This is a genomic window from Nocardioides marmoraquaticus (assembly GCF_054777915.1).
On sequence record NZ_BAAHAA010000003.1, the window covers coordinates 183095 to 202555 of the forward strand.

General features: G+C 72.6%; 17 protein-coding genes. 11 read left to right on the plus strand and 6 right to left on the minus strand.

Going from position 1 to position 19461, the window contains the following annotated elements; translation table 11 throughout:
- The first annotated feature begins 131 nt into the window (after positions 1-131).
- The 3 genes from lpdA (ACYU8I_RS03760) to ACYU8I_RS03770 all read left to right on the plus strand — a co-directional run bounded on the left by lpdA (ACYU8I_RS03760) (position 132) and on the right by ACYU8I_RS03770 (position 4765).
- Entirely contained in the window at positions 132-1523 is a 1392-nt protein-coding gene (gene lpdA / locus ACYU8I_RS03760; protein ID WP_460837594.1) for a dihydrolipoyl dehydrogenase, read from the plus strand.
- A 57-nt stretch (positions 1524-1580) separates the two neighbouring features.
- Positions 1581-3434 carry a 2-oxoglutarate dehydrogenase, E2 component, dihydrolipoamide succinyltransferase gene (sucB, locus tag ACYU8I_RS03765; RefSeq protein ID WP_460837596.1) on the plus strand — a complete coding sequence of 618 codons (1854 nt, stop codon included), beginning with the start codon at positions 1581-1583 and terminating at the stop codon, positions 3432-3434.
- A gap of 161 nt (positions 3435-3595) precedes the next feature.
- Positions 3596-4765, plus strand: coding sequence for an RtcB family protein (locus ACYU8I_RS03770; RefSeq protein ID WP_460837599.1), 1170 nt, complete (start codon positions 3596-3598; stop codon positions 4763-4765).
- A 299-nt stretch (positions 4766-5064) separates the two neighbouring features.
- On the opposite strand, the gene lpdA (ACYU8I_RS03775) is transcribed toward ACYU8I_RS03770, so the two are convergent.
- Positions 5065-6456, minus strand: a complete 1392-nt coding sequence (gene lpdA, locus ACYU8I_RS03775) for a dihydrolipoyl dehydrogenase (RefSeq protein ID WP_460837602.1) — start codon at positions 6454-6456, stop codon at positions 5065-5067.
- A 94-nt stretch (positions 6457-6550) separates the two neighbouring features.
- Here lpdA (ACYU8I_RS03775) and ACYU8I_RS03780 point away from each other — a divergent pair, with 94 nt between their 5' ends.
- A complete protein-coding gene (locus ACYU8I_RS03780) occupies positions 6551-7456 on the plus strand; it encodes a DUF1731 domain-containing protein (protein WP_460837603.1) in 906 nt (301 codons plus the stop codon).
- A gap of 4 nt (positions 7457-7460) precedes the next feature.
- On the opposite strand, the gene ACYU8I_RS03785 is transcribed toward ACYU8I_RS03780, so the two are convergent.
- Positions 7461-7886, minus strand: a complete 426-nt coding sequence (locus ACYU8I_RS03785; RefSeq protein WP_460837606.1) for a hypothetical protein — start codon at positions 7884-7886, stop codon at positions 7461-7463.
- Between the two features lie 82 nt (positions 7887-7968).
- On the opposite strand from ACYU8I_RS03785, the gene lipB reads away from it, so the two are divergent.
- From lipB to ACYU8I_RS03815, 6 genes are all read left to right on the plus strand, one after another.
- Positions 7969-8700 (plus strand): lipoyl(octanoyl) transferase LipB, encoded by a 732-nt coding sequence (gene lipB, locus ACYU8I_RS03790; protein ID WP_460837608.1) that lies wholly within the window; start codon positions 7969-7971, stop codon positions 8698-8700.
- 57 nt (positions 8701-8757) lie between these two features.
- A complete protein-coding gene (locus ACYU8I_RS03795) occupies positions 8758-9735 on the plus strand; it encodes an ABC transporter ATP-binding protein (protein ID WP_460837610.1) in 978 nt (325 codons plus the stop codon).
- The gene (locus ACYU8I_RS03800; protein WP_460837611.1) at positions 9732-10646 is read left to right on the plus strand and encodes a hypothetical protein; all 915 of its coding nucleotides are present in this window, start codon (positions 9732-9734) and stop codon (positions 10644-10646) included. The genes ACYU8I_RS03795 and ACYU8I_RS03800 overlap by 4 nt, the downstream gene beginning before the upstream one ends.
- A gap of 2 nt (positions 10647-10648) precedes the next feature.
- Entirely contained in the window at positions 10649-10939 is a 291-nt protein-coding gene (locus ACYU8I_RS03805; RefSeq protein ID WP_460837612.1) for a YrhK family protein, read from the plus strand.
- Between the two features lie 44 nt (positions 10940-10983).
- Positions 10984-11964 carry a lipoyl synthase gene (gene lipA / locus ACYU8I_RS03810; RefSeq protein WP_460837614.1) on the plus strand — a complete coding sequence of 327 codons (981 nt, stop codon included), beginning with the start codon at positions 10984-10986 and terminating at the stop codon, positions 11962-11964.
- 63 nt (positions 11965-12027) lie between these two features.
- Positions 12028-12780 carry a DUF4191 domain-containing protein gene (locus ACYU8I_RS03815; protein ID WP_460837617.1) on the plus strand — a complete coding sequence of 251 codons (753 nt, stop codon included), beginning with the start codon at positions 12028-12030 and terminating at the stop codon, positions 12778-12780.
- A 170-nt stretch (positions 12781-12950) separates the two neighbouring features.
- Here the strand turns inward: ACYU8I_RS03815 and ACYU8I_RS03820 are convergent, their stop codons facing one another.
- Positions 12951-13334, minus strand: a complete 384-nt coding sequence (locus tag ACYU8I_RS03820) for an RDD family protein (protein WP_460837619.1) — start codon at positions 13332-13334, stop codon at positions 12951-12953.
- Between the two features lie 169 nt (positions 13335-13503).
- On the opposite strand from ACYU8I_RS03820, the gene glnA reads away from it, so the two are divergent.
- Positions 13504-14922: a type I glutamate--ammonia ligase gene (gene glnA / locus ACYU8I_RS03825; protein ID WP_460837622.1), complete on the plus strand. Its 1419-nt coding sequence runs from the start codon at positions 13504-13506 to the stop codon at positions 14920-14922.
- A gap of 75 nt (positions 14923-14997) precedes the next feature.
- Here the strand turns inward: glnA and ACYU8I_RS03830 are convergent, their stop codons facing one another.
- The 3 genes from ACYU8I_RS03830 to ACYU8I_RS03840 are packed head-to-tail and all read right to left on the minus strand — an operon-like array spanning position 14998 to position 19444.
- Positions 14998-16032 carry an FAD-binding oxidoreductase gene (locus ACYU8I_RS03830; RefSeq protein WP_460837625.1) on the minus strand — a complete coding sequence of 345 codons (1035 nt, stop codon included), beginning with the start codon at positions 16030-16032 and terminating at the stop codon, positions 14998-15000.
- On the minus strand, positions 16029-17342 hold the full coding sequence (locus ACYU8I_RS03835) for an aromatic ring-hydroxylating oxygenase subunit alpha (protein WP_460837627.1): 1314 nt from the start codon (positions 17340-17342) through the stop codon (positions 16029-16031). The genes ACYU8I_RS03830 and ACYU8I_RS03835 overlap by 4 nt, the downstream gene beginning before the upstream one ends.
- A gap of 17 nt (positions 17343-17359) precedes the next feature.
- Complete coding sequence (locus tag ACYU8I_RS03840) at positions 17360-19444, minus strand: oxidoreductase (RefSeq protein WP_460837630.1); 2085 nt, start codon at positions 19442-19444, stop codon at positions 17360-17362.
- Positions 19445-19461: the final 17 nt, after the last annotated feature.

Genomic DNA, 19461 nt, shown 5'->3' on the forward strand with positions numbered 1-19461 from the left:
GGCGTGCGGAACCGTCGCGGGAGGGGTACAGCGGGCGCGTCAGGCTACCGACGGGTCACGACGCGGGGTCCGGTGGAGGCCGCGGTGGTGGTTGGATAGCCCACCGAGACGTAGACGAGGGAGGTCGCGGCGTGCCGGAGGGTCCCGGGGGTGAGTACGACCTCGTGGTGCTGGGTGCCGGGTCGGGCGGTTACGCGTGCGCGCTGCGCGCCGCGGAGCTCGGCCTGAGCGTCGCGCTCGTGGAGCGCGACAAGGTCGGCGGCACCTGCCTGCACGTCGGCTGCATCCCGACCAAGGCCCTGCTCCACGCCGCGGAGGTCGCCGACAGCGCCCGCGACAGCGAGCGCTTCGGCGTGCGCGCCACCTTCGAGGGCATCGACCTGCCGGCCGTGAACGCCTACTCCCAGGGCGTCGTGGCCCGCCTCTACAAGGGCCTGACCGGGCTGGTCCGCGGCCGCGGCATCACCGTGGTCGAGGGCACGGGCCGGCTGACCGGGCCGCGCGAGGTCACCGTCGACGGGGCGACGTACACCGCCCGCCGCGCGGTGGTCGTCGCCACCGGCTCGCGCCCCCGCTCGCTGCCCTCCGTCGAGGTCGACGGCGAGCGCGTGCTGACCTCCGAGGACGCGCTGCGGCTCGAGGAGGTGCCCGGGTCGGTCGTCGTGCTCGGCGGTGGCGTCATCGGTGTGGAGTTCGCCAGCGTGTGGCGCTCGTTCGGCGCCGAGGTCACCGTGCTCGAGGCGCTGCCGCACCTGGTGCCGGCCGAGGACGAGCACGCGTCGAAGGCGCTCGAGCGGGCGTTCCGCAAGCGCGGCATCCGCTCCCACACCGGCACCCGGGTCGAGTCCGTGAAGGCCACCGGCAGCGGCGTGACGGTCACGGTCGAGGGCGGCGCGACGCACGAGGCCGACCTGCTGCTCGTGGCCGTCGGCCGCGGCCCCGTCTCCGAGGGCCTGGGCCTCGAGGAGGTCGGCGTCACGACCGACCGCGGCTGGGTGCCCGTCGACGAGCGGCTGCAGACCTCCGTGCCCGGGGTGTACGCCGTCGGCGACCTCGTGCCCGGCCTGCAGCTGGCCCACCGGGGCTTCGCCCACGGGGTGTTCGTCGCCGAGGAGGTCGCCGGCCTCGCGCCGCGCCCCGTGCCCGACCACGAGGTCCCCCGCGTCACCTACAGCGAGCCCGAGGTCGCCTCGGTCGGGCTGACCGAGGCCCAGGCCCGCGCCGAGCACGGCAACGACGCGGTCCGCACCGTCGTCCACGACCTCGCAGGCAACGGCAAGAGCCAGATCCTGGGCACGCAGGGCTTCGTGAAGCTCGTGCGCGTGGTCGACGGCCCCGTCGTCGGCGCCCACCTCGTGGGCAGCCGCGTCGGGGAGCTGGTCGGCGAGGCGCAGCTCCTCGTGGGCTGGGAGGCCCACCCGGAGGACGTCACCCCCTACCTGCACGCCCACCCCACCCAGAACGAGGCGCTGGGCGAGGCTCACCTCGCCCTCGCCGGCAAGCCGCTGCACGCGCACGGCTGACCCGGCCCCAAACCACAGCACCACCCGAACCAGACACCACCACGACGAAGGAAGCCGATGTCGACACCTGTGAAGCTCCCCGAGCTCGGTGAGTCCGTCACCGAGGGCACCATCACGCGCTGGCTCAAGCAGGTCGGCGACACCGTCGAGGTCGACGAGCCCCTGCTCGAGGTCTCCACCGACAAGGTCGACACCGAGATCCCCTCCCCCGTCGCCGGCACCCTGCTGGAGATCAAGGCCGAGGAGGACGAGACCGTCGAGGTCGGCGCCGAGCTGTGTGTCGTCGGTGACGAGGGCGAGAGCGCCGGGTCCGACTCGGACTCCGACGGCGCGACGCCCGAGGCGGAGCCGAAGGACGAGGCCGAGGCGGAGAAGAAGGCCGAGCAGGAGGAGGACATCGAGGAGCGCACCGGCGACCTCCCGCCCGGCGACGAGACGCCCGAGTCCGAGAAGCAGGACGAGCCCGCCGAGGAGAAGCCGAAGCCGTCGTCCGGCGGTGGTGGTGGCTCCGGCACCCCGGTCAAGCTGCCCGAGCTCGGTGAGTCCGTCACCGAGGGCACCATCACGCGCTGGCTCAAGCAGGTCGGCGACACCGTCGAGGTCGACGAGCCCCTGCTCGAGGTCTCCACCGACAAGGTCGACACCGAGATCCCCTCCCCCGTCGCCGGCACCCTGCTGGAGATCAAGGCCGAGGAGGACGAGACCGTCGAGGTCGGCGCCGAGCTCGCCGTCGTGGGCGACGCCGACGCGGCGCCGCAGCAGTCCGAGCCGGAGCCCGAGCCGGAGCCCGAGCCGGAGCCGGAGCCCGAGCCGGAGCCCGAGCCGGAGCCCGAGAAGCAGCAGGACGAGGCGCCCGCCCCGACCAAGGAGTCCAAGCAGGAGCCGCAGACCTCCGGCGCGCCCAAGGCCGGGCCGCAGGACGACGAGCCGGCCCCGTCCGGTGGCTCGTCGGGCAGCTCGTCCGACGGGGGCCAGTACGTCACCCCGCTCGTGCGCAAGCTGGCCGCGCAGCACGACGTCGACCTCGACAGCATCCAGGGCAGCGGCGTGGGCGGCCGGATCCGCAAGCAGGACGTGCTCGCCGCCGCCGAGGCCGCGAAGCAGTCGTCGGCCCCCGAGCCTGCTGCCGCCGACGCCGGCGAGGCCGCCTCGGCCTCGCGCGCCGGTGACAAGGCGCCCCAGCCGACCGCCCCCAGCCCGCTGCGCGGCAAGACCGAGAAGATCAGCCGGCTGCGCAAGGTCATCGCCACCCGCATGGTCGAGTCGCTGCAGACCTCGGCGCAGCTCACGCAGGTGGTCGAGGTCGACGTGACCAACATCGCGCGGCTGCGCGACAGCGTGAAGGCCGAGTTCCTCGCCCGCGAGGGAGTGAAGCTGTCGTACCTGCCGTTCTTCGCCAAGGCGGCCGTCGACGCGCTGAAGACGCACCCGGCGCTCAACGCCACCTTCGACCTGGAGGCGGGCGAGGTCACCTACTACGACCGCGAGAACGTCGCCTTCGCCGTCGACACCGAGAAGGGTCTGCTGACCCCGGTCGTCAAGGACGCCGGCGACCTCTCGATCGCCGGCCTGGCCAAGAAGATCGCCGACGTGGCCGAGCGCACCCGCACCAACAAGATCGGTCCCGACGACCTGTCGGGCGGCACCTTCACCATCACCAACCTGGGCAGCGTCGGGGCCCTGTGGGACACCCCGATCATCAACAAGCCCCAGGTGGCGATCCTCGGCCCGGGCACCGTGGTGAAGCGTCCGGTCGTGATCGACGACCCCAACCTCGGCGAGACCATCGCCGTGCGCCACATGGTCTACCTCGCGCTGACCTACGACCACCAGCTGGTCGACGGTGCCGACGCCGGTCGCTTCCTGCAGGACGTCAAGAAGCGCCTCGAGGCCGGCCAGTTCGAGGTCTGAGCCTCGCCTGAGCACCAGTGCGGTGCTGGGGTGCCACCTGGTGGCACCGCAGCACCGCACTGTGCTGTTCGCACGGAAAACCGGTCGCCGCGGTCCCCGGTCCGCTGGCACCCTTCCGGAGGCCGACCGCGACCCGCGCGGTCCGGACGACGGAAAGGACCATGGAGACCATCACCCCGACGCTGCTGAGCTGGGCGTCGATCCTGGAGGACAACACCCGCGCGCAGGCGGTGACGACGGCGTCGATGCCGTTCGTGCACCCGCACGTCGCGCTGATGCCCGACGCCCACCTCGGACGCGGGGCGACCGTGGGGTCGGTCATCCCGACCCTGGGCGCGATCATGCCGGCGGCCGTCGGCGTCGACATCGGCTGCGGCATGAACGCCGTGCGCACCGACCTCGTGCTGGCCGACCTGCCGGCCGACCGGAGCGTCGTACGACGGGAGATCGAGCGCGCCGTGCCGCTGAGCGCGGGCGCCGCCAACCGGCGGGTGCACCACGACCACACCCGCGCCCGGGTCGAGGAGCTGCGGAGCCTCGCCGACGAGGCGGGCTTCGACCCGGCGGCGTACGCCGCCCGCTGGGAGCTGCAGCTCGGCACCCTGGGCTCCGGCAACCACTTCATCGAGGTGACCGTCGACGAGCTGGAGCGGGTCTGGCTGTTCCTGCACTCCGGGTCGCGGGGCGTGGGCAACCGGATCGCGACGCACCACACCCAGGTCGCGCGCGAACTGCGCGAGCGCTGGTGGATCGAGCTGCCCGACCGCGACCTCGCCTACCTGGTCGAGGGCACGCCGGAGTTCGACGCCTACGTCGCCCAGATGCGGTGGGCGCAGCACTACGCGCTGCGCAACCGCGAGGAGATGATGGACCGGGTGCACCGGTGCGTGTCGGAGTGGGTGGGCCGCGACGTGGCGCGGGTCGAAGAGATCGCCTGCCACCACAACTACACCGAGCAGGAGCGCCACTACGGCAAGGACGTGTGGCTCTCCCGCAAGGGCGCCATCAATGCCGAGGTCGGTCGCCCCGGGCTCGTCCCGGGGTCGATGGGGACGGCGTCGTACGTCGTGGAGGGCAAGGGGTACGCCCCCTCGCTGCACTCGGCCCCGCACGGGGCCGGCCGGACGTACTCGCGCACGGCGGCCCGCAAGGCCTTCGACGTGGAGGACCTGCGGGCGGCGATGGTCGGGATCGAGTACCGCGTCACCGCGGCCTTCGTCGACGAGATCCCCGCGGCGTACAAGGACATCGACCAGGTGATGGCCGACGCCGCCGACCTCGTCGAGGTGCGGCACGTGCTGCGCCAGGTCGTCAACGTCAAGGGCGACTGAGGGTCTCGACAGGCTCGACCAGCGGTGGTCGAGCCTGTCGAGACGGGTCCAGCGGTGGTCGAGCCTGTCGAGTTCTGCCCATCGGTGGTCGAGCCTGTCGAGTTCTGCCCATCGGTGGTCGAGCCTGTCGAGACCGGTCCAGCGGTGGTGGAGCCTGTCGAGTTCTGCCCATCGGTGGTCGAGCCTCGTGCGCCGACGGTCGAGCCTGTCGAGACCGGTCCAGCGGTGGTCGAGCCTGTCGAGACCGGTCCAGCGGTGGTCGAGCCTCGTGCGCCGACAGCGAGCCTGTCGAGACCTGGTCACATGTGGATCATGTGGCCCGCGATCCCCTCGATGGCCTCCTTGACGGCCTCGGAGAGCGTCGGGTGGGCGAAGACGTTGCGGGCGACCTCGTCGGCGGTGAGGTCCCACTTCTGGGCCAGGGTCAGCGCCGGGAGCATCTCGGTGACGTCGGGGCCGATCATGTGGGCGCCGACGATCTCGTTGTGCTCGGCGTCGGCGACGATCTTGACGAAGCCGACCGCGTGGCCGAGGCCCTGGGCCTTGCCGTTGGCGGAGAAGGGGAACTTGGCGACCTTGACGTCGTAGCCCTTGTCCTTGGCCTGCTCCTCGGAGTAGCCGAAGGAGGCGATCTGCGGCTGGCAGTAGGTGGCCCGCGGGATCATGTCGAAGTCGACCTCCATCGTCTCCGCGCCCGCGATGGTCTCGGCGGCGACCATGGCCATCGCCTCGGCCGTGTGCGCCAGCATCAGCTTGCCGGTGACGTCGCCGATGGCCCAGACGCCCTCGACGTTGGTGCGGCCGCGCTCGTCGATGGCGATGGCGCCGCGCTCGGTGGTCTCGACGCCGGTGTTCTCGAGGCCGTAGCCCTCCAGGCGAGGCGCGAAGCCGATCGCCTGGAGCACCTTGTCGGTCTCGAGCACCTCCTCCTTGCCGTCCTTGGAGACGGTGACCTTGACGCCGGAGCCGGTGTCCTCGATGGCCTCGACCTTGGTGCCGAGGCGCACGTCGACACCGAGCTTCTTGTAGTGCTTGAGCAGCTCCTTGGAGACCTCGGCGTCCTCGGTGGGGACCATGCGGTCGAGGAACTCCACGATCGTGACGTCGACGCCGAAGTTCTTCATGACGTAGGCGAACTCGACGCCGATCGCGCCGGAGCCGGCGATGACGATGGAGCCGGGCAGCTCGGCGTCGAGGATCTGCTCCTCGTAGGTCACGACGTTGTCGGAGAGCTGGGTGCCGGGGATCAGGCGGGTGGTCGCACCGGCGGCGATGATGACGTTGTCGGCGGTGACGGTGCGGCTGCCGCCGTCGTTGAGCTGGACCTCGATGGTCTTGGCGTCGGTGAAGGTGCCCCAGCCCTGGATCTCCTCGATCTTGTTCTTCTTCATGAGGAAGTGGACGCCCTTGACGATGCCGGCGGAGACGTCGCGCGAGCGGGCGTGGGTGGCGCCGTACTCCATCGTCGCGTCGCCGGTGATGCCGAAGAGCTTCTTCTCGTGCTGCAGCGTGTGGGCCAGCTCGGCGTTGCGCAGCAGCGCCTTGGAGGGGATGCAGCCGACGTTGAGGCAGACGCCGCCCCAGTACTGCTTCTCGATCACGCCGACCTTGAGGCCGAGCTGGGAGGCGCGGATGGCGGCGACGTAGCCACCGGGGCCCGCACCGAGGACGACGACATCGAAATCACTCACGCGCGCGAGCCTATGCCGTGGCGCCGACGCCGGACCACGCGGTGGCGAACCCGCCGGTCACATGCGTTGCCCGGTGGCTGGGCACACGTCTCGGGTGACCTCCCTGCGCGTCCTCGTCGCCGGCTCCTCCGGTTTCCTCGGCACCCTGCTGCGCGAGCGGCTCCACGCCCTCGGCCACGCGACGACGTCGCTGGTGCGTCGTGAGGCCGGGGAGCACGAGGTCCGGTGGGACCCCTACAGCGGGCCGCTCGAGCCCGCCGTGGTCGACGACCACGACGTGGTCGTCAACCTGGCCGGCTCTCCCCTCGTCGGCAACGTGCACTCGCAGAAGTGGGCACGCGAGGTGATGACGAGCCGCGTCACGACCACCACCGTGCTGGCCGACGCCATCGCCGCGGGTGATCGCCGGCCGACCTTCCTCGCCGGCAACGGCATCGCCGGGTACGGCGACCACGGGGCGACGCCGCTGCCCGAGAGCACCCCGCTGTCCGGCGACGCGCTGCTGGCCCGGGTCTCGCGCGCCTGGCAGGAGGCGGCCGACCCCGCCGCCGAGGCCGGCGCCCGGGTGGTCGTGCTCCGGACGGCGCCGGTGATGGACCGTCGCAGCCAGCCGCTCGGCGCGCTGCGGCTGCTCTTCAGGACGGGGCTCGGCGGGCCCCTGGGGTCCGGTCGGCAGCACATGCCGATGATCTCGGCCCGCGACTGGATCGACGCCGTCGTGCACCTCGCCACCCACGACGAGGTCTCGGGCCCGGCCAACCTGTGCTGCGAGCGCACGCCGACCAACGCCGAGTTCACCAAGGCGCTGGCGAAGGCGGTGCACCGGCCGGCGGTCGTCAAGGTGCCGGCCGCGGTGCTCGACAAGGCCGCGGGGGCCATGGCACCCGAGCTGCTCGGCTCGGTCAATGGCGTGCCGCAGACCCTGCTCGACAGCGGCTTCGTCTTCAGCGACCCGACCGTCGCCGACGTGGTGCGCGAGGGCCTCTCGCCCTCCCGCTGAGCCGTCACCCGTCGACCAGCCGGGAGGCGCTCACCTGCCAGCCCACCTCGCCCCGGCGCAGGTCGACCACCCGGGTCGTCGCCGTGGTGCCCGGCAACGCAGAGGCCCGCGCGCCGTCACGCCCGACCACCCGGCCGCCCGCCACCCGGTCGACCACCCGCAGCAGCAGCCGGTCGTCGGTGGCCCGGACGACGGCCAGCGCCAGCACCTGCGAGCGCAGGTCGGTGACGCGCCACCCGGCGGCGCGGCGGTCGTCCCACGCGGCCAGCACGGCGGCGGCCTCTGCGAGCTCGGCGTCGCGGGCACCGGACGGGCTCACCGGTGCGGGGGCGGTCGGCGCCGGCGCCTCGGCCGGGCCGCGCGGCAGCAGCAGGGCGAGGGCGACCACCCACGCCGTCACGACCAGGCCCGCCACCCGCCAGCTCCGCATGCCGGCCACCCTGCCGTCGGGGTGGGGCCCGTGCGAGTTGTCCACAGGCGGACCTCCCGCACGCCCGGCGTAGCCTGACGGAGTGAGCGGCCTGCACTTCCTCGACCTGACCGACGCCCCCGTCGACTACGAGACGGCGTGGCAGCGGCAGCGCGACGTGCACGCGGAGGTCGTCGACGACCCGGACGCCGCCGGCACGGTGGTGCTGCTCGAGCACCCGCCCGTCTACACCGCCGGCAAGCGCACCGAGCCCCACGAGCGGCCCACCGACGGCACGCCGGTCATCGACGTCGACCGTGGCGGCAAGATCACCTTCCACGGGCCCGGACAGCTCGTCGGCTACCCGATCGTGCGGCTGCCCGACCACGTGCTGGTCGTCGACTACGTGCGTCGCCTGGAGGAGGCGCTCATCGGCGTGTGCCGCGACCTCGGCGTCGACACGGCCCGGGTGCCGGGGCGCAGCGGTGTCTGGCTGCAGGCCGACCCCGAGCGCGGGCTGCCCGAGCGCAAGGTCGCCGCGATCGGCATCCGGGTCAGCCGCGGCGTCGCCATGCACGGGTTCGCCCTCAACTGCGACGTCTCGCTCGACTGGTACGACCGGTTCGTCCCGTGCGGCATCGCCGACGCCGGCGTCACCACGCTGAGCCAGGAGCTCGGCCGCGACGTCGCCGTCGCCGAGGTGCTGCCGCTGGTCCGGCGCCACCTCGAGGTGCTGCTGGCGTGGGAGCCGTACGCCGCCACGCCCGACTACGAGGCGCGTCCCGACCCCGCCAGGAGCAGCCTGCGTGTCCCGGTCCTCAATCCGCTGACCTGACGACCCCGTCGGCCATGCTGGACGCCGGACTCGTCCAGTGCGGAAGGTGTGGCCAGCGTGAGCGACCTCGTGGTCGAGACCAGCGGCCTGCGCAAGGTCTACCGGCACGGCCTGCGGCGCACGGTGGCCCTCGACGGGCTCGACCTGCAGGTCCCGGCCGGCGGGGTCCACGGCTTCCTCGGACCCAACGGCTCGGGCAAGACCACCACGCTCCGCATCCTGCTGGGGCTCGCGCGACCCTCCGGCGGCAGCGTCAGGGTGCTCGGCGCCCAGGTGCCGCGCCACCTGCCGCAGGTCGTCGACCGCGTCAGCGGCGTCGTCGACCAGGCGGGCTTCGTGCCGCGCCTCTCCGGCCGCAAGAACCTCGCGCTGGTCGGCCGCTCGCTCGGGGTCAAGAAGGCCGCGGTCGACGAGGTGCTCCACCAGGTCGGCCTGCAGGACCGCGCGCGGTCGTCGTACGCGTCGTACTCGCTCGGCATGCGACAGCGCCTCGCGATCGCGGCGGCGCTGCTGAAGACCCCCGACCTGCTGCTGCTCGACGAGGCCACGACGGGGCTCGGCCCCGCCGGCACCCGCAGCGTGCGCGACCTGGTGCGGCGCCTCGGCGACTCCGGGGTGACGGTGCTGCTGAGCTCGCACAACCTGGTCGAGGTGCAGGAGCTGTGCCACTCGGTCTCCATCGTGCAGCGCGGACGACTGGTGGCCTCGGGACGGGTCGAGGACCTGCTCGGCGAGGACACCTCGCGCACCCGGGTCGTCGTCGCCGACCTGCGCGGTGCCGAGCACCTGCTCCGGGGCGAGGGCCACACCGTCACCCGCGCCGACGACCACCTCCTGGTCGAGGGGCACGCCCGTCCTGAGGCGATCACGCAGGCGCTCGCCCGGCGCGGCCACTACGTCAGCGAGCTCACCGAGGCGCGGCCCGACCTGGAGACCTACTTCCTGCGCCTGACCGGCCGGTCGGCCTCGAGCAACCTCGACGTCGGCGACCGGGCCGACGAGGGGGCCGACGACCGGCAGGGAGCCGCGTCGTGAGGCGGCAGCTGGGCGTCGAGCTCGCGCGCTGGCGCTCGCGTGGCGTGGTCGTGGCGCTGATGGTCGCCGCGCTGCTGTTCGCGGTCGTGGCCGCCGGTCTGGTGGCCTGGCAGTCGCGCCCGCTCACCGCGGCCGACCAGCGTGACGCCGACGCCCAGTCGGCTCTCGCCGCCCGCGACCCCGAGGTGCGCGCCGAGATGGCCGACTGCCAGGACGACCCGGCCGCCTACTTCGGCGAGGGCGCGACGGCCGGCGAGTGTCGCACCCTCGTTCCCGGGTCCGAGCGGTTCCTGCCTCGTGAGGGCCTCGACCTCGCCCAGGTGGTGCCGCAACGCGGCGCCGACGTCGCCCTCGTCGTGATCTGCCTGATGGTGGTGGCCGGCTGCACCTTCGCCGGCTCCGACTGGGCGACGCGGTCGATGGCCACGCAGCTGGGCGTCCAGCCCCGCCGCACCAGGCTCTGGCTCGTCAAGGCGCTCGCCGTCGTGATCGGCAGCGCCGTCGCCGCCTTTGTGGCGCTGCTCTCCTTCTGGGCGGTGCTCGCGGTGGTGGCCGAGGTGCGCGGGCTCGACGCCAGCGGGGCCGCCGTCACCGGCGCCCTGCAGCAGGTCGGCCGTGCGACGGCCCTCTCCGCCGCGGCGGCACTGGGTGGGTTCGCGCTCACGATGGCGCTGCGCCACACCGTCGCGACCCTGGCGCTGCTCTTCGTCTACGCCGTCGGCGGCGAGATCGCGCTCAGCCTCTCCCCCGTCGGCGGGGCCGAGCAGTGGTCGGTGGGCCGCAACGCGCTCGCCTGGGTCGACCCCTCCCGCAGCACCCTCGACCCGCTGCTGGCCGGAGCCTTCCTCGGCGCGCTCACCCTGCTCGCTGCGCTGCTCTCGCTCGTCGTCTTCTCCCGTCGCGACGTGTGAGGGTGGCCGTGCACGACCGGCACGACGACGCCTTCCACGTGCGGCTCGGACCCGACGAGCTGCTGCTGCGGCAGCGCTACGAGGTGCTGAGCATCCTCAACGACATCGCCGTCGCGCTGTGGTTCGTCGTCGGGAGCATCCTGTTCTTCTCCCCCGCCACCACCTACGCCGGCACCTGGCTCTTCCTGCTCGGCAGCCTGCAGCTGCTCGCCCGCCCGGTGATCCGGCTGAGCCGGCGCGTGCACCTCCAGCGGCGCCACGGCTCGGGTCTCGACAGCGGCGGGGAGTACTGAACGCGCAGGTCGGCGCGCAAGGGCCGCGGCGTACGCTGGTCGGCGTGACACAAGCACCCGAGCAGACCGCCGCGCCCTCCAGCGACACCCCCGCGGGCCCCGGCGGACGCAAGCTGCTCCGGCTCGAGGCGCGCAACGCGGAGACCCCGATCGAGCGCAAGCCGGAGTGGATCAAGACCAAGGCCCGGATGGGCCCGCAGTACACCGAGCTGCAGCAGCTGGTGAGGTCGGGCGGGCTGCACACGGTCTGCCAGGAGGCGGGCTGCCCCAACATCTACGAGTGCTGGGAGGACCGCGAGGCGACGTTCCTCATCGGCGGCGACCAGTGCACCCGACGCTGCGACTTCTGCCAGATCGACACCGGCAAGCCGCAGCCGCTCGACCGTGACGAGCCGCGCCGCGTGGCCGAGAGCGTGCAGACGATGCAGCTGCGCTACGCGACCATCACCGGCGTCGCCCGCGACGACCTGCCCGACGGCGGCGCCTGGCTGTACGCCGAGACGGTGCGGGCCATCCACGAGCTCAACCCCGGCACCGGCGTCGAGAACCTCATCCCCGACTTCAACGGCAAGCCCGAGCTCCTGCGCGAGGTCTTCGAGAGCCGGCCCGAGGTGCTCGCCCACAACGTCGAGACGGTGCCGCGCATCTTCAAGCGGATCCGACCGGCGTTCACCTACGAGCGCTCGCTCGACGTCATCACCCAGGCGCGCGACTTCGGCCTGGTCACGAAGTCGAACCTCATCCTCGGCATGGGCGAGACCCGCGAGGAGGTCAGCCAGGCGCTGCGCGACCTGCACGAGGCGGGTTGCGACCTCATCACCGTCACGCAGTACCTCCGGCCCTCGCCGCGCCACCACCCCGTGGAGCGCTGGGTCAAGCCGCAGGAGTTCGTCGAGCTGGCCGACGAGGCCAAGGAGATCGGCTTCGCCGGCGTCATGAGCGGACCGCTCGTGCGGTCGTCGTACCGCGCGGGCCGGCTCTACCAGCAGGCCGTCGAGGCGCGCGGCGGCGTCTCCGTCATCTGAGAGACTGCCCCCGCCCAGACACCCGTCCCAGACCCACCACGACCGAGGCGACTGACACCCAGCATGGCGACCAAGCCCCCCACGAAGGCCCCGAAGCTCTCCCGCAAGGAGCGCCGCGCGCAGAAGAAGGCGTCGGGCGAGCCCGGCCGCGTCGCACAGATGCGCCAGGTCTACCGGATGACCAAGGAGCAGGACCCCGCGGTCGGCCGGGTGCTGCTCGGCAGCTTCGTGCTGGCGTTCCTCGTCGGCTTCGGCCTGATGCTGCTGCTGTTCCCGGCGTCGTGGGTCTTCGCGACCATCACCGGCCTGCTGTTCGGCGTCCTGGCGCTGCTGATCGTGCTCAACCGCCGCGCCATGAACGCGGCGTACAAGCGCATCGAGGGGCAGCCGGGCGCCGCCGCCGGCGCGCTGCAGATGACGCTGCGTCGCGGCTGGAAGATCGACCCCGCCGTCGCCGTCACCAAGCAGCAGGACGTCGTCACCCGCGTCGTCGGCCGCCCCGGCATCGTGCTCATCGGCGAGGGCCAGGGCTCGCGCGTCACCAAGCTGCTCCGCGACGAGCAGCAGCGTCACGCCCGCGTCGCGAGCGAGGTGCCCATCAAGCAGGTCGTCATCGGCTACGACGAGGGCCAGGTGCCGCTGCCCAAGCTCGCCAAGCACGTCAAGAAGATGGACAAGCAGCTCAAGCCCGCCCAGATGACCGACGTGCTCGCCCGCATCAAGGCCGTCGACGCCCGCCGTTCCCCCCTGCCCATCCCCAAGGGCCCGATGCCGACGTCGGCGAAGGGCATGCGCGGTCAGCTCCGCGGTCGCTGAGCCGTTCGCTGCCAGGATCCGGTCCTCGTGGCCGGCTGGTGACGGCGCAGGTCTGTCGGCGAGCCCCTGATTACCCGCTCAGGCGGATAATCAGGGCGTCAGTGTCAGTTCTCGGTCGTCCGATGCCCCTTTGGACGACTGAGATCTGACAGCGAGGTCCGGCTCAGTCGTCAGGCGCGGGCGACCGGCTTGCGGTAGGCACCGGCGCCGGTCCAGATGTCGTGCAGTCCGCGGCCGGTGCCGGACTCGAAGACCAGCGGCGGCACGACCAGCAGGATCAGCGCCGTACGCAGCAGCGAGCGCAGCAGCGACAGCGGGCGACCGTCGGTGCGCAGCACGCGCACCCCGACGGCGACCTGCCCGAACGACCCCCCGACCAGCGCCGTCAGCACGGCCACCTCGACGTAGAAGACGCCCAGGACCCACCAGCGGCCGGGGCCGGCGGGGTCGGCGTACTGCTCCATGCCGATCAGCAGGATCGTCACGAGGGTGGAGGCGACACCGTCGATCAGGAAGGCCGAGATCCGGCGGCCCCAGGAGGCGTGGTCGGGCACGCACCGACCCTAGCGAGCGACCGGGAGACGACCTGCCCCGTTACGTGCCGGAAACAAACCGGATACGGTCGTGCAACTGCCGCTGCATAGGTTCCACCTCGCGTCCTGCAGTGCTGCGGGCGCGCGCTCACCACCGCACACCCGGCCGGGATCCCGGCAAGGAGGACGAATGTTCAACACCAGCGAAGAGCTGCTGAAGTACATCAAGGACGAGGGCGTCGAGATGGTCGACGTCCGCTTCTGCGACCTGCCGGGGGTGATGCAGCACTTCACCGTGCCCGTCTCCTCCTTCGACCAGTCGGTCTTCGACGACGGTCTCGGCTTCGACGGCTCCTCCATCCGCGGCTTCCAGGCCATCAACGAGTCGGACATGCAGCTCTACCCCGACCCGACCACGGCCTACATCGACCCGTTCCGGTCGTCGAAGACCCTGAACGTCAACTTCTTCATCCACGACCCGATCACGGGCGAGGCCTACTCGCGCGACCCGCGCAACATCGCCCGCAAGGCGCTGGCCTACCTCGCCTCGACGGGCATCGGCGACACCGCCTACTTCGCTCCCGAGGCGGAGTTCTACATCTTCGACAACGTCCGCTACTCCACCGGCGTCAACGAGGGCTACTACCACATCGACTCCGTCGAGGGCTGGTGGAACTCCGGCAAGGAGGGCGACAACCTCGGCTACAAGACCCGCCTCAAGGGTGGCTACTTCCCCGTCGAGCCGTACGACCACTACAGCGACCTGCGCGCCGAGATGGTCAAGAACCTCGAGCTGTCGGGCCTGCACGTCGAGCGCGCCCACCACGAGGTCGGCACCGCCGGCCAGGCCGAGATCAACTACAAGTTCGACACGCTGCTCAAGGCCGCGGACGACGTGATGAAGTTCAAGTACCTCATCAAGAACACCGCCTGGCAGCACGGCAAGTCGGTCACCTTCATGCCCAAGCCGATCTTCGGCGACAACGGCTCCGGCATGCACGTGCACCAGTCGATCTGGAACGACGGCGAGCCGCTGTTCTACGACGAGACCGGCTACGGCGGCCTGTCCGACATGGCCCGCTGGTACATCGGCGGCATCCTCAGGCACGCCCCGTCGCTGCTGGCCTTCACCAACCCGACGGTGAACTCCTACCACCGCCTGGTGCCGGGCTTCGAGGCGCCGATCTCGCTGGTGTACTCCTCGCGCAACCGCTCCGCGTCGGTCCGCATCCCGATCACCGGGTCGAACCCGAAGGCCAAGCGCATCGAGACCCGCTTCCCCGACCCGTCGGCGAACCCCTACCTGGCGTTCTCGGCGCTGATGCTCGCGGGCATCGACGGCATCCAGAACAAGATCGAGCCGGCCGACCCGATCGACAAGGACATCTACGAGCTCCCGCCGGACGAGATGGCCGAGATCGACCAGGTGCCCACCTCGCTGGGCGCCGTGCTCGACCACCTCGAGGCCGACCACGACTTCCTGACGGTGGGCAACGTCTTCACGCCCGACCTGATCGAGACCTGGGTCGACTTCAAACGCACGCAGGAGATCGCCCCCGTGCAGCTGCGCCCGCACCCGCACGAGTTCGAGCTCTACTACGACATCTGAGCCGAGCCCCGCGCTCCGTACGTCGGCACGGCACCCCCGGACCTCCGTGGTCCGGGGGTGTGGTGCGTCCAGGCGTCAGGCGTCGAGCACGAGGTCGGTCGTGGGACGCGAGCAGCACGGCAGGAAGTGGCCGGCGTCGACCTCGCGGTGCCGGATGCCGCCCTGGTGGCGCATCTCGACCTGGCCCTCCACGAGCCGGAGCTTGCAGGTGCCGCAGAGACCCTGCCGGCACGAGGACCGGAGCATCACCCCGGCCGTCGTCACCGCGTCGAGCACGGTCGCGCCCGGTGCGCAGGTGACCACGCGGCCGCTGCGCTTGAGCTCGATACGCGCCAGCGCGGCCGCGCCCGCGTCCTCGAAGACCGGCGTCGCGGCTCCCACCGAGAAGCTCTCGCGGTGCACCCGCTCGGGGTCGACGCCCAGGCCGTCGAGCAGCGTGACCGCGCCCGTCATGTAGGCCGGCGGTCCGCAGAGGAACACCTCGCGCTCGCGCACGTCGGGCGCGACGAGGCGCAGCAGCGGCTCGGAGAGCCGACCCACCGGGCCCTGCCACCGCTCCCCCGGCGCGTCGGCCTCGCACACCGAGGTCACGCGGACGGCGAGCCCGGTCTCCGGCAGCGCGGCGAGCTCGCGCCGGAACACGATGTCGGCCGGGGTGCGGGCGCTGTGCACGAAGACCACGTCGGCGTCGCTGCCGGAGTCGGCCAGCGCGCGCACCATCGACATCGCCGGGGTGATGCCGCTGCCGGCCGTGAGGAAGAGGTACGCCGGCGCCGGGTGCGCGACGTGGGTGAACGCGCCGACCGGTCCGCGGAACCGCAGCAGGTCGCCCGGCCGCACGTGGTCGTGCAGCCAGGGCGAGACCACGCCGCCCGGCTGACGCTTCACCGTGATGGTCAGCGTCGCGGACCGCGTCGGAGGCGACGAGATCGTGTAGCAGCGCTCCACCACCGGTCCCGCCGGGCCGTCGGGACGTGCGGCGAGGACGAGGTGCTGGCCGGCGTCGAACCGGCCGTCCCACCCCGGGGGTGGGTCCAGCACGACGCTGGTGACGTCGTGGGTCACCGGGACCACGCGGCGTACCCGCACCTCGGCGTCGAAGCCGCTCACGGGGAGCCCACCGAGCGCGCGGCGACCAGGCCGTCGAGCATGCGGGCGGTGTACCACGACAGGAAGTGGTCGACCTGGTACTCACTGGCGGTGTAGGGCCCCGGTTCGTACGCCGGGTCGGCGACACCGGCCTGGGTGAGCGCGACGAAGGTGCTGTCCTGCGCGTTCGTCTCGCGCCACACGTGGGTGAGCTCGGCCGGGTCGTAGTCGGCGCCCTCGACGGCGTCGGCGTGCACCAGCCACGTCGTGCGCACGAGCGTGCGGTCGACGGCCTGTGGCAGCACCGTGAAGACGACGGCGTGGTCGGAGAGCACGTGGAACCAGGCGTTGGGCTGGGTGTGGACGCTGAGCCGGCCCAGGCGCGGCTCTCCGAGGTCGGCGAGCGGGCGGCGGCAGACGACGCGTCCGGTCAGCGAGAAGGACTCGCCCGCGCCGTCGAGCGGCTCGCGCGCCACGCGGTGGGCGAGGTCGGGTCCCACCAGGTCCTCGACGAGGGTGTCGGGCAGCCCGAGCGCCAGGCTGCGCTCGTGCAGGTCGGCCTCGGCCGCGAGGAAGCGGTCGTGCGCGGCGCGGAGCCGGTCGGGGACCTCGTGGGCCTGCAGGCCGTACGTCGGGAAGAACGAGCACGACAGCTCGGGGTGGCCGTCGCAGTGGTAGCACTCCCGGTTGTTCTCCATGACGAGCTTCCAGTTGCCGGCCTCGACGAGGTCGACCTGGGCGGCGACCTTGGCGCGCGCGAGGCCGTGCGGGGCGAGGTACGGCGTCAGCGTCTGCGCGAAGTCGTCGACGTCGGTCGGTGGCACCGCCGCCAGGCTCAGGAAGACCAGCCCCGCGACGACGCGCACGGCGATCGCTCGCAGCGACAGGCAGGCGGGGTCGGTGCCGGTGAGCCCGGGGGCGTGCAGCAGCCGCCCGTCGGTGCCGTAGGTCCACGAGTGGTAGCCGCAGGTCAGGTTGCCGACGAAGCCGGACGGCTCGGTGAGCACCCGCGCCCCACGGTGGCGGCAGACGTTGTGGAAGGCCCGTACGACGCCGTCGTCGTCGCGGACCACGATGAGGGAGCGGGTGTCGAGGTCGAGCGTCACGTAGTCGCCCGGCTCGGGCAGCTCGGCCTCCGTGGCGGCCAGGAACCAGTGCCGGCCGAAGACGTGGCGCAGGTCGGCGGCGTAGACGTCGTCGGCGGTGTAGAACGACCCCGGCAGCGGCCGCCCGGGCACCCGGGCGGCGAGCCGGTCCTCGAGCGTGGGCTGCGGGCGCGGCCGTAGGACGGTCGGGTCGGCGGTCGGGGTGGCGGTCGGGGTGGCGGTCACGGGCACTCCTCGCGGGGTCAGAGGGCGAAGCAGAGCCGCAGCGCGTCGTACACGGCGGCGTGGATGTTGCGGCTGCACACGGCGTCGCCGACGCGGAACAGCTGGTAGCCGCCGGCCGCGTTGGTGCGCACCTGCTGGGGCCGGCCGGCCAGCAGGGCGTCGTGGTCGACCTCGCCGAGGTTGGTCGAGCCGGGCACGAGCCGGTGGTAGAGGTCGTCGTTGGGGACGGTGCCGTGCTCGACCACGACGGCGTCGAGCCGGCGGGTCCAGGTGCGGTCGGTGTAGTCGCTGCCGAGCACCGCCACCAGGCGGTGGCCGGAGCCGGGGGCGGCCCGCTCGACCGAGCGGAGGCGCGTCGCGACCGTGAGGCGTACGCCGTGGTCGGCGAACGCCCGCAGGTACGCCGGGGAGCTCATGCCGCCGACCCCGATCCCGACCGTGCGCTCCGGCGTGACGAGCTCGACGTCGCAGCCCCGGGCCGCGAGCAGCTCGACGGTGCCGAGCGCGGCCTCGCCGCCGTGGTCGTCGTAGACGAGCACCGAGCCGGTGGGGTGGGCGTCGCCCCCGAGGACGTCCCAGGTGTCGAGCACGTGCTCGGCGCCCGAGGCGAGCACCTCGGTGTCGGGCAGGCCGCCGGTCGCCACGACCACCACGTCGGGGTCGAGGGCGAGCACGTCGCCGGGCTCGGCGAGCACGCCGTAGCGGACCTCGACCCCGAGGTGCCGGGCCTCGGCCACCCGCCAGTCGACGATGCCGACCAGGTCGCGACGTCGCGGCGCGGCGGCGGCGAGCCGCACCTGCCCTCCCGGGCTCGCGTTGGCCTCGAGCACGGTGACGTCGTGGCCTCGCTCGCCGAGCACGCGCGCCGCCTCGAGACCCGCGATGCCGGCACCGACGACCACCGCCCGGCGGCGGCGTCGGGTCAGCGGCACGACCTGCGGGAGCAGCAGCTCGCGCCCCGTCGCGGCGTTGTGCAGGCACTTGGCGTCGCCGGACTCGTAGATGGCGTCGAGGCAGTAGTTGGCCCCCACGCACGGCCGGATCCGGTCGGTCTCGCCGCGCGCGACCTTGGCGACGAGGTGCGGGTCGGCGATCTGGGGTCGGGTCAGCCCGACGAGGTCGACGAGCCCCGCGGTCAGCGCGTGGCGGGCGGTGGCGACGTCGGCCACCATCCCGGAGTGCATCACCGGCACGTCGACCCGTGCCCGCACCTCGCCGGCGAACTCCAGGTGGGGCGCCGACCGGTCGCCCATCGACGGGATGACCCGGGCCAGCGTGGCGTCGGACTCGATGGTGCCGCGGATCACCGACAGCACGTCGACCCCCACGGCCGACAGCTCACCCACCGTCTCGACGGCCTCGTCGAGGCCGACGCCGTCGGTGAGGCACTCGTCCATGCTCATCCGCAGGCCGATGACGAAGTCGGGTCCGACCGCGGCACGGATGCCGCTGACCACACGGACGCCGAACGCGCGGCGGCGGGCGGCGTCGCCGCCGTACTCGTCGTCGCGGTCGTTGGTGGCGGGCGAGAGGAAGCCGTCGAGCAGGTGGCCGTAGGCCTCCAGCTCGACCCCGTCGAGCCCGGCCGCGACGCAGCGCTGGGCGGCGGCGACGTAGTGCCCGACGATGCGGTCGACGTCCCACGTCTCGGCGGCCTTGGCGAAGGACCGGTGCGCGGGCTCGCGGCTGCGGCTGGGGTAGACGAGGGGAAGCCAGTCGCCGGAGAAGTTGCTCGAGCGCCGCCCGAGGTGGGTCAGCTGGATCATCACGGCGGCGCCCGCGTCGTGCACCTCGTCGGCGAGCAGCCGCAGCCACGGCACCACCTCGTCGCGGTGGACCTCGATGTTGCCGAAGGCGGGCGGGCTGTCGGGCGAGACCACCGCCGAGCCGCCGATCATGGTCAGGCCGACCCCACCGCGGGCCTTCTCCACGTGGTAGCGGCGGTAGCGCTCCTTGGGCATGCCGTCGTGGGTGTACGCCGGCTCGTGCGAGGCGCTGACCACCCGGTTGCGCAGGTGCAGGTGGCCGAGCCGGAAGGGCTCGAGCAGCACGTCGCGCAGCGGCGGGGCCGCGACTGCCGGCGGGGGCACGAGGGCCGTCATGCCCGACAGTCTGCGCG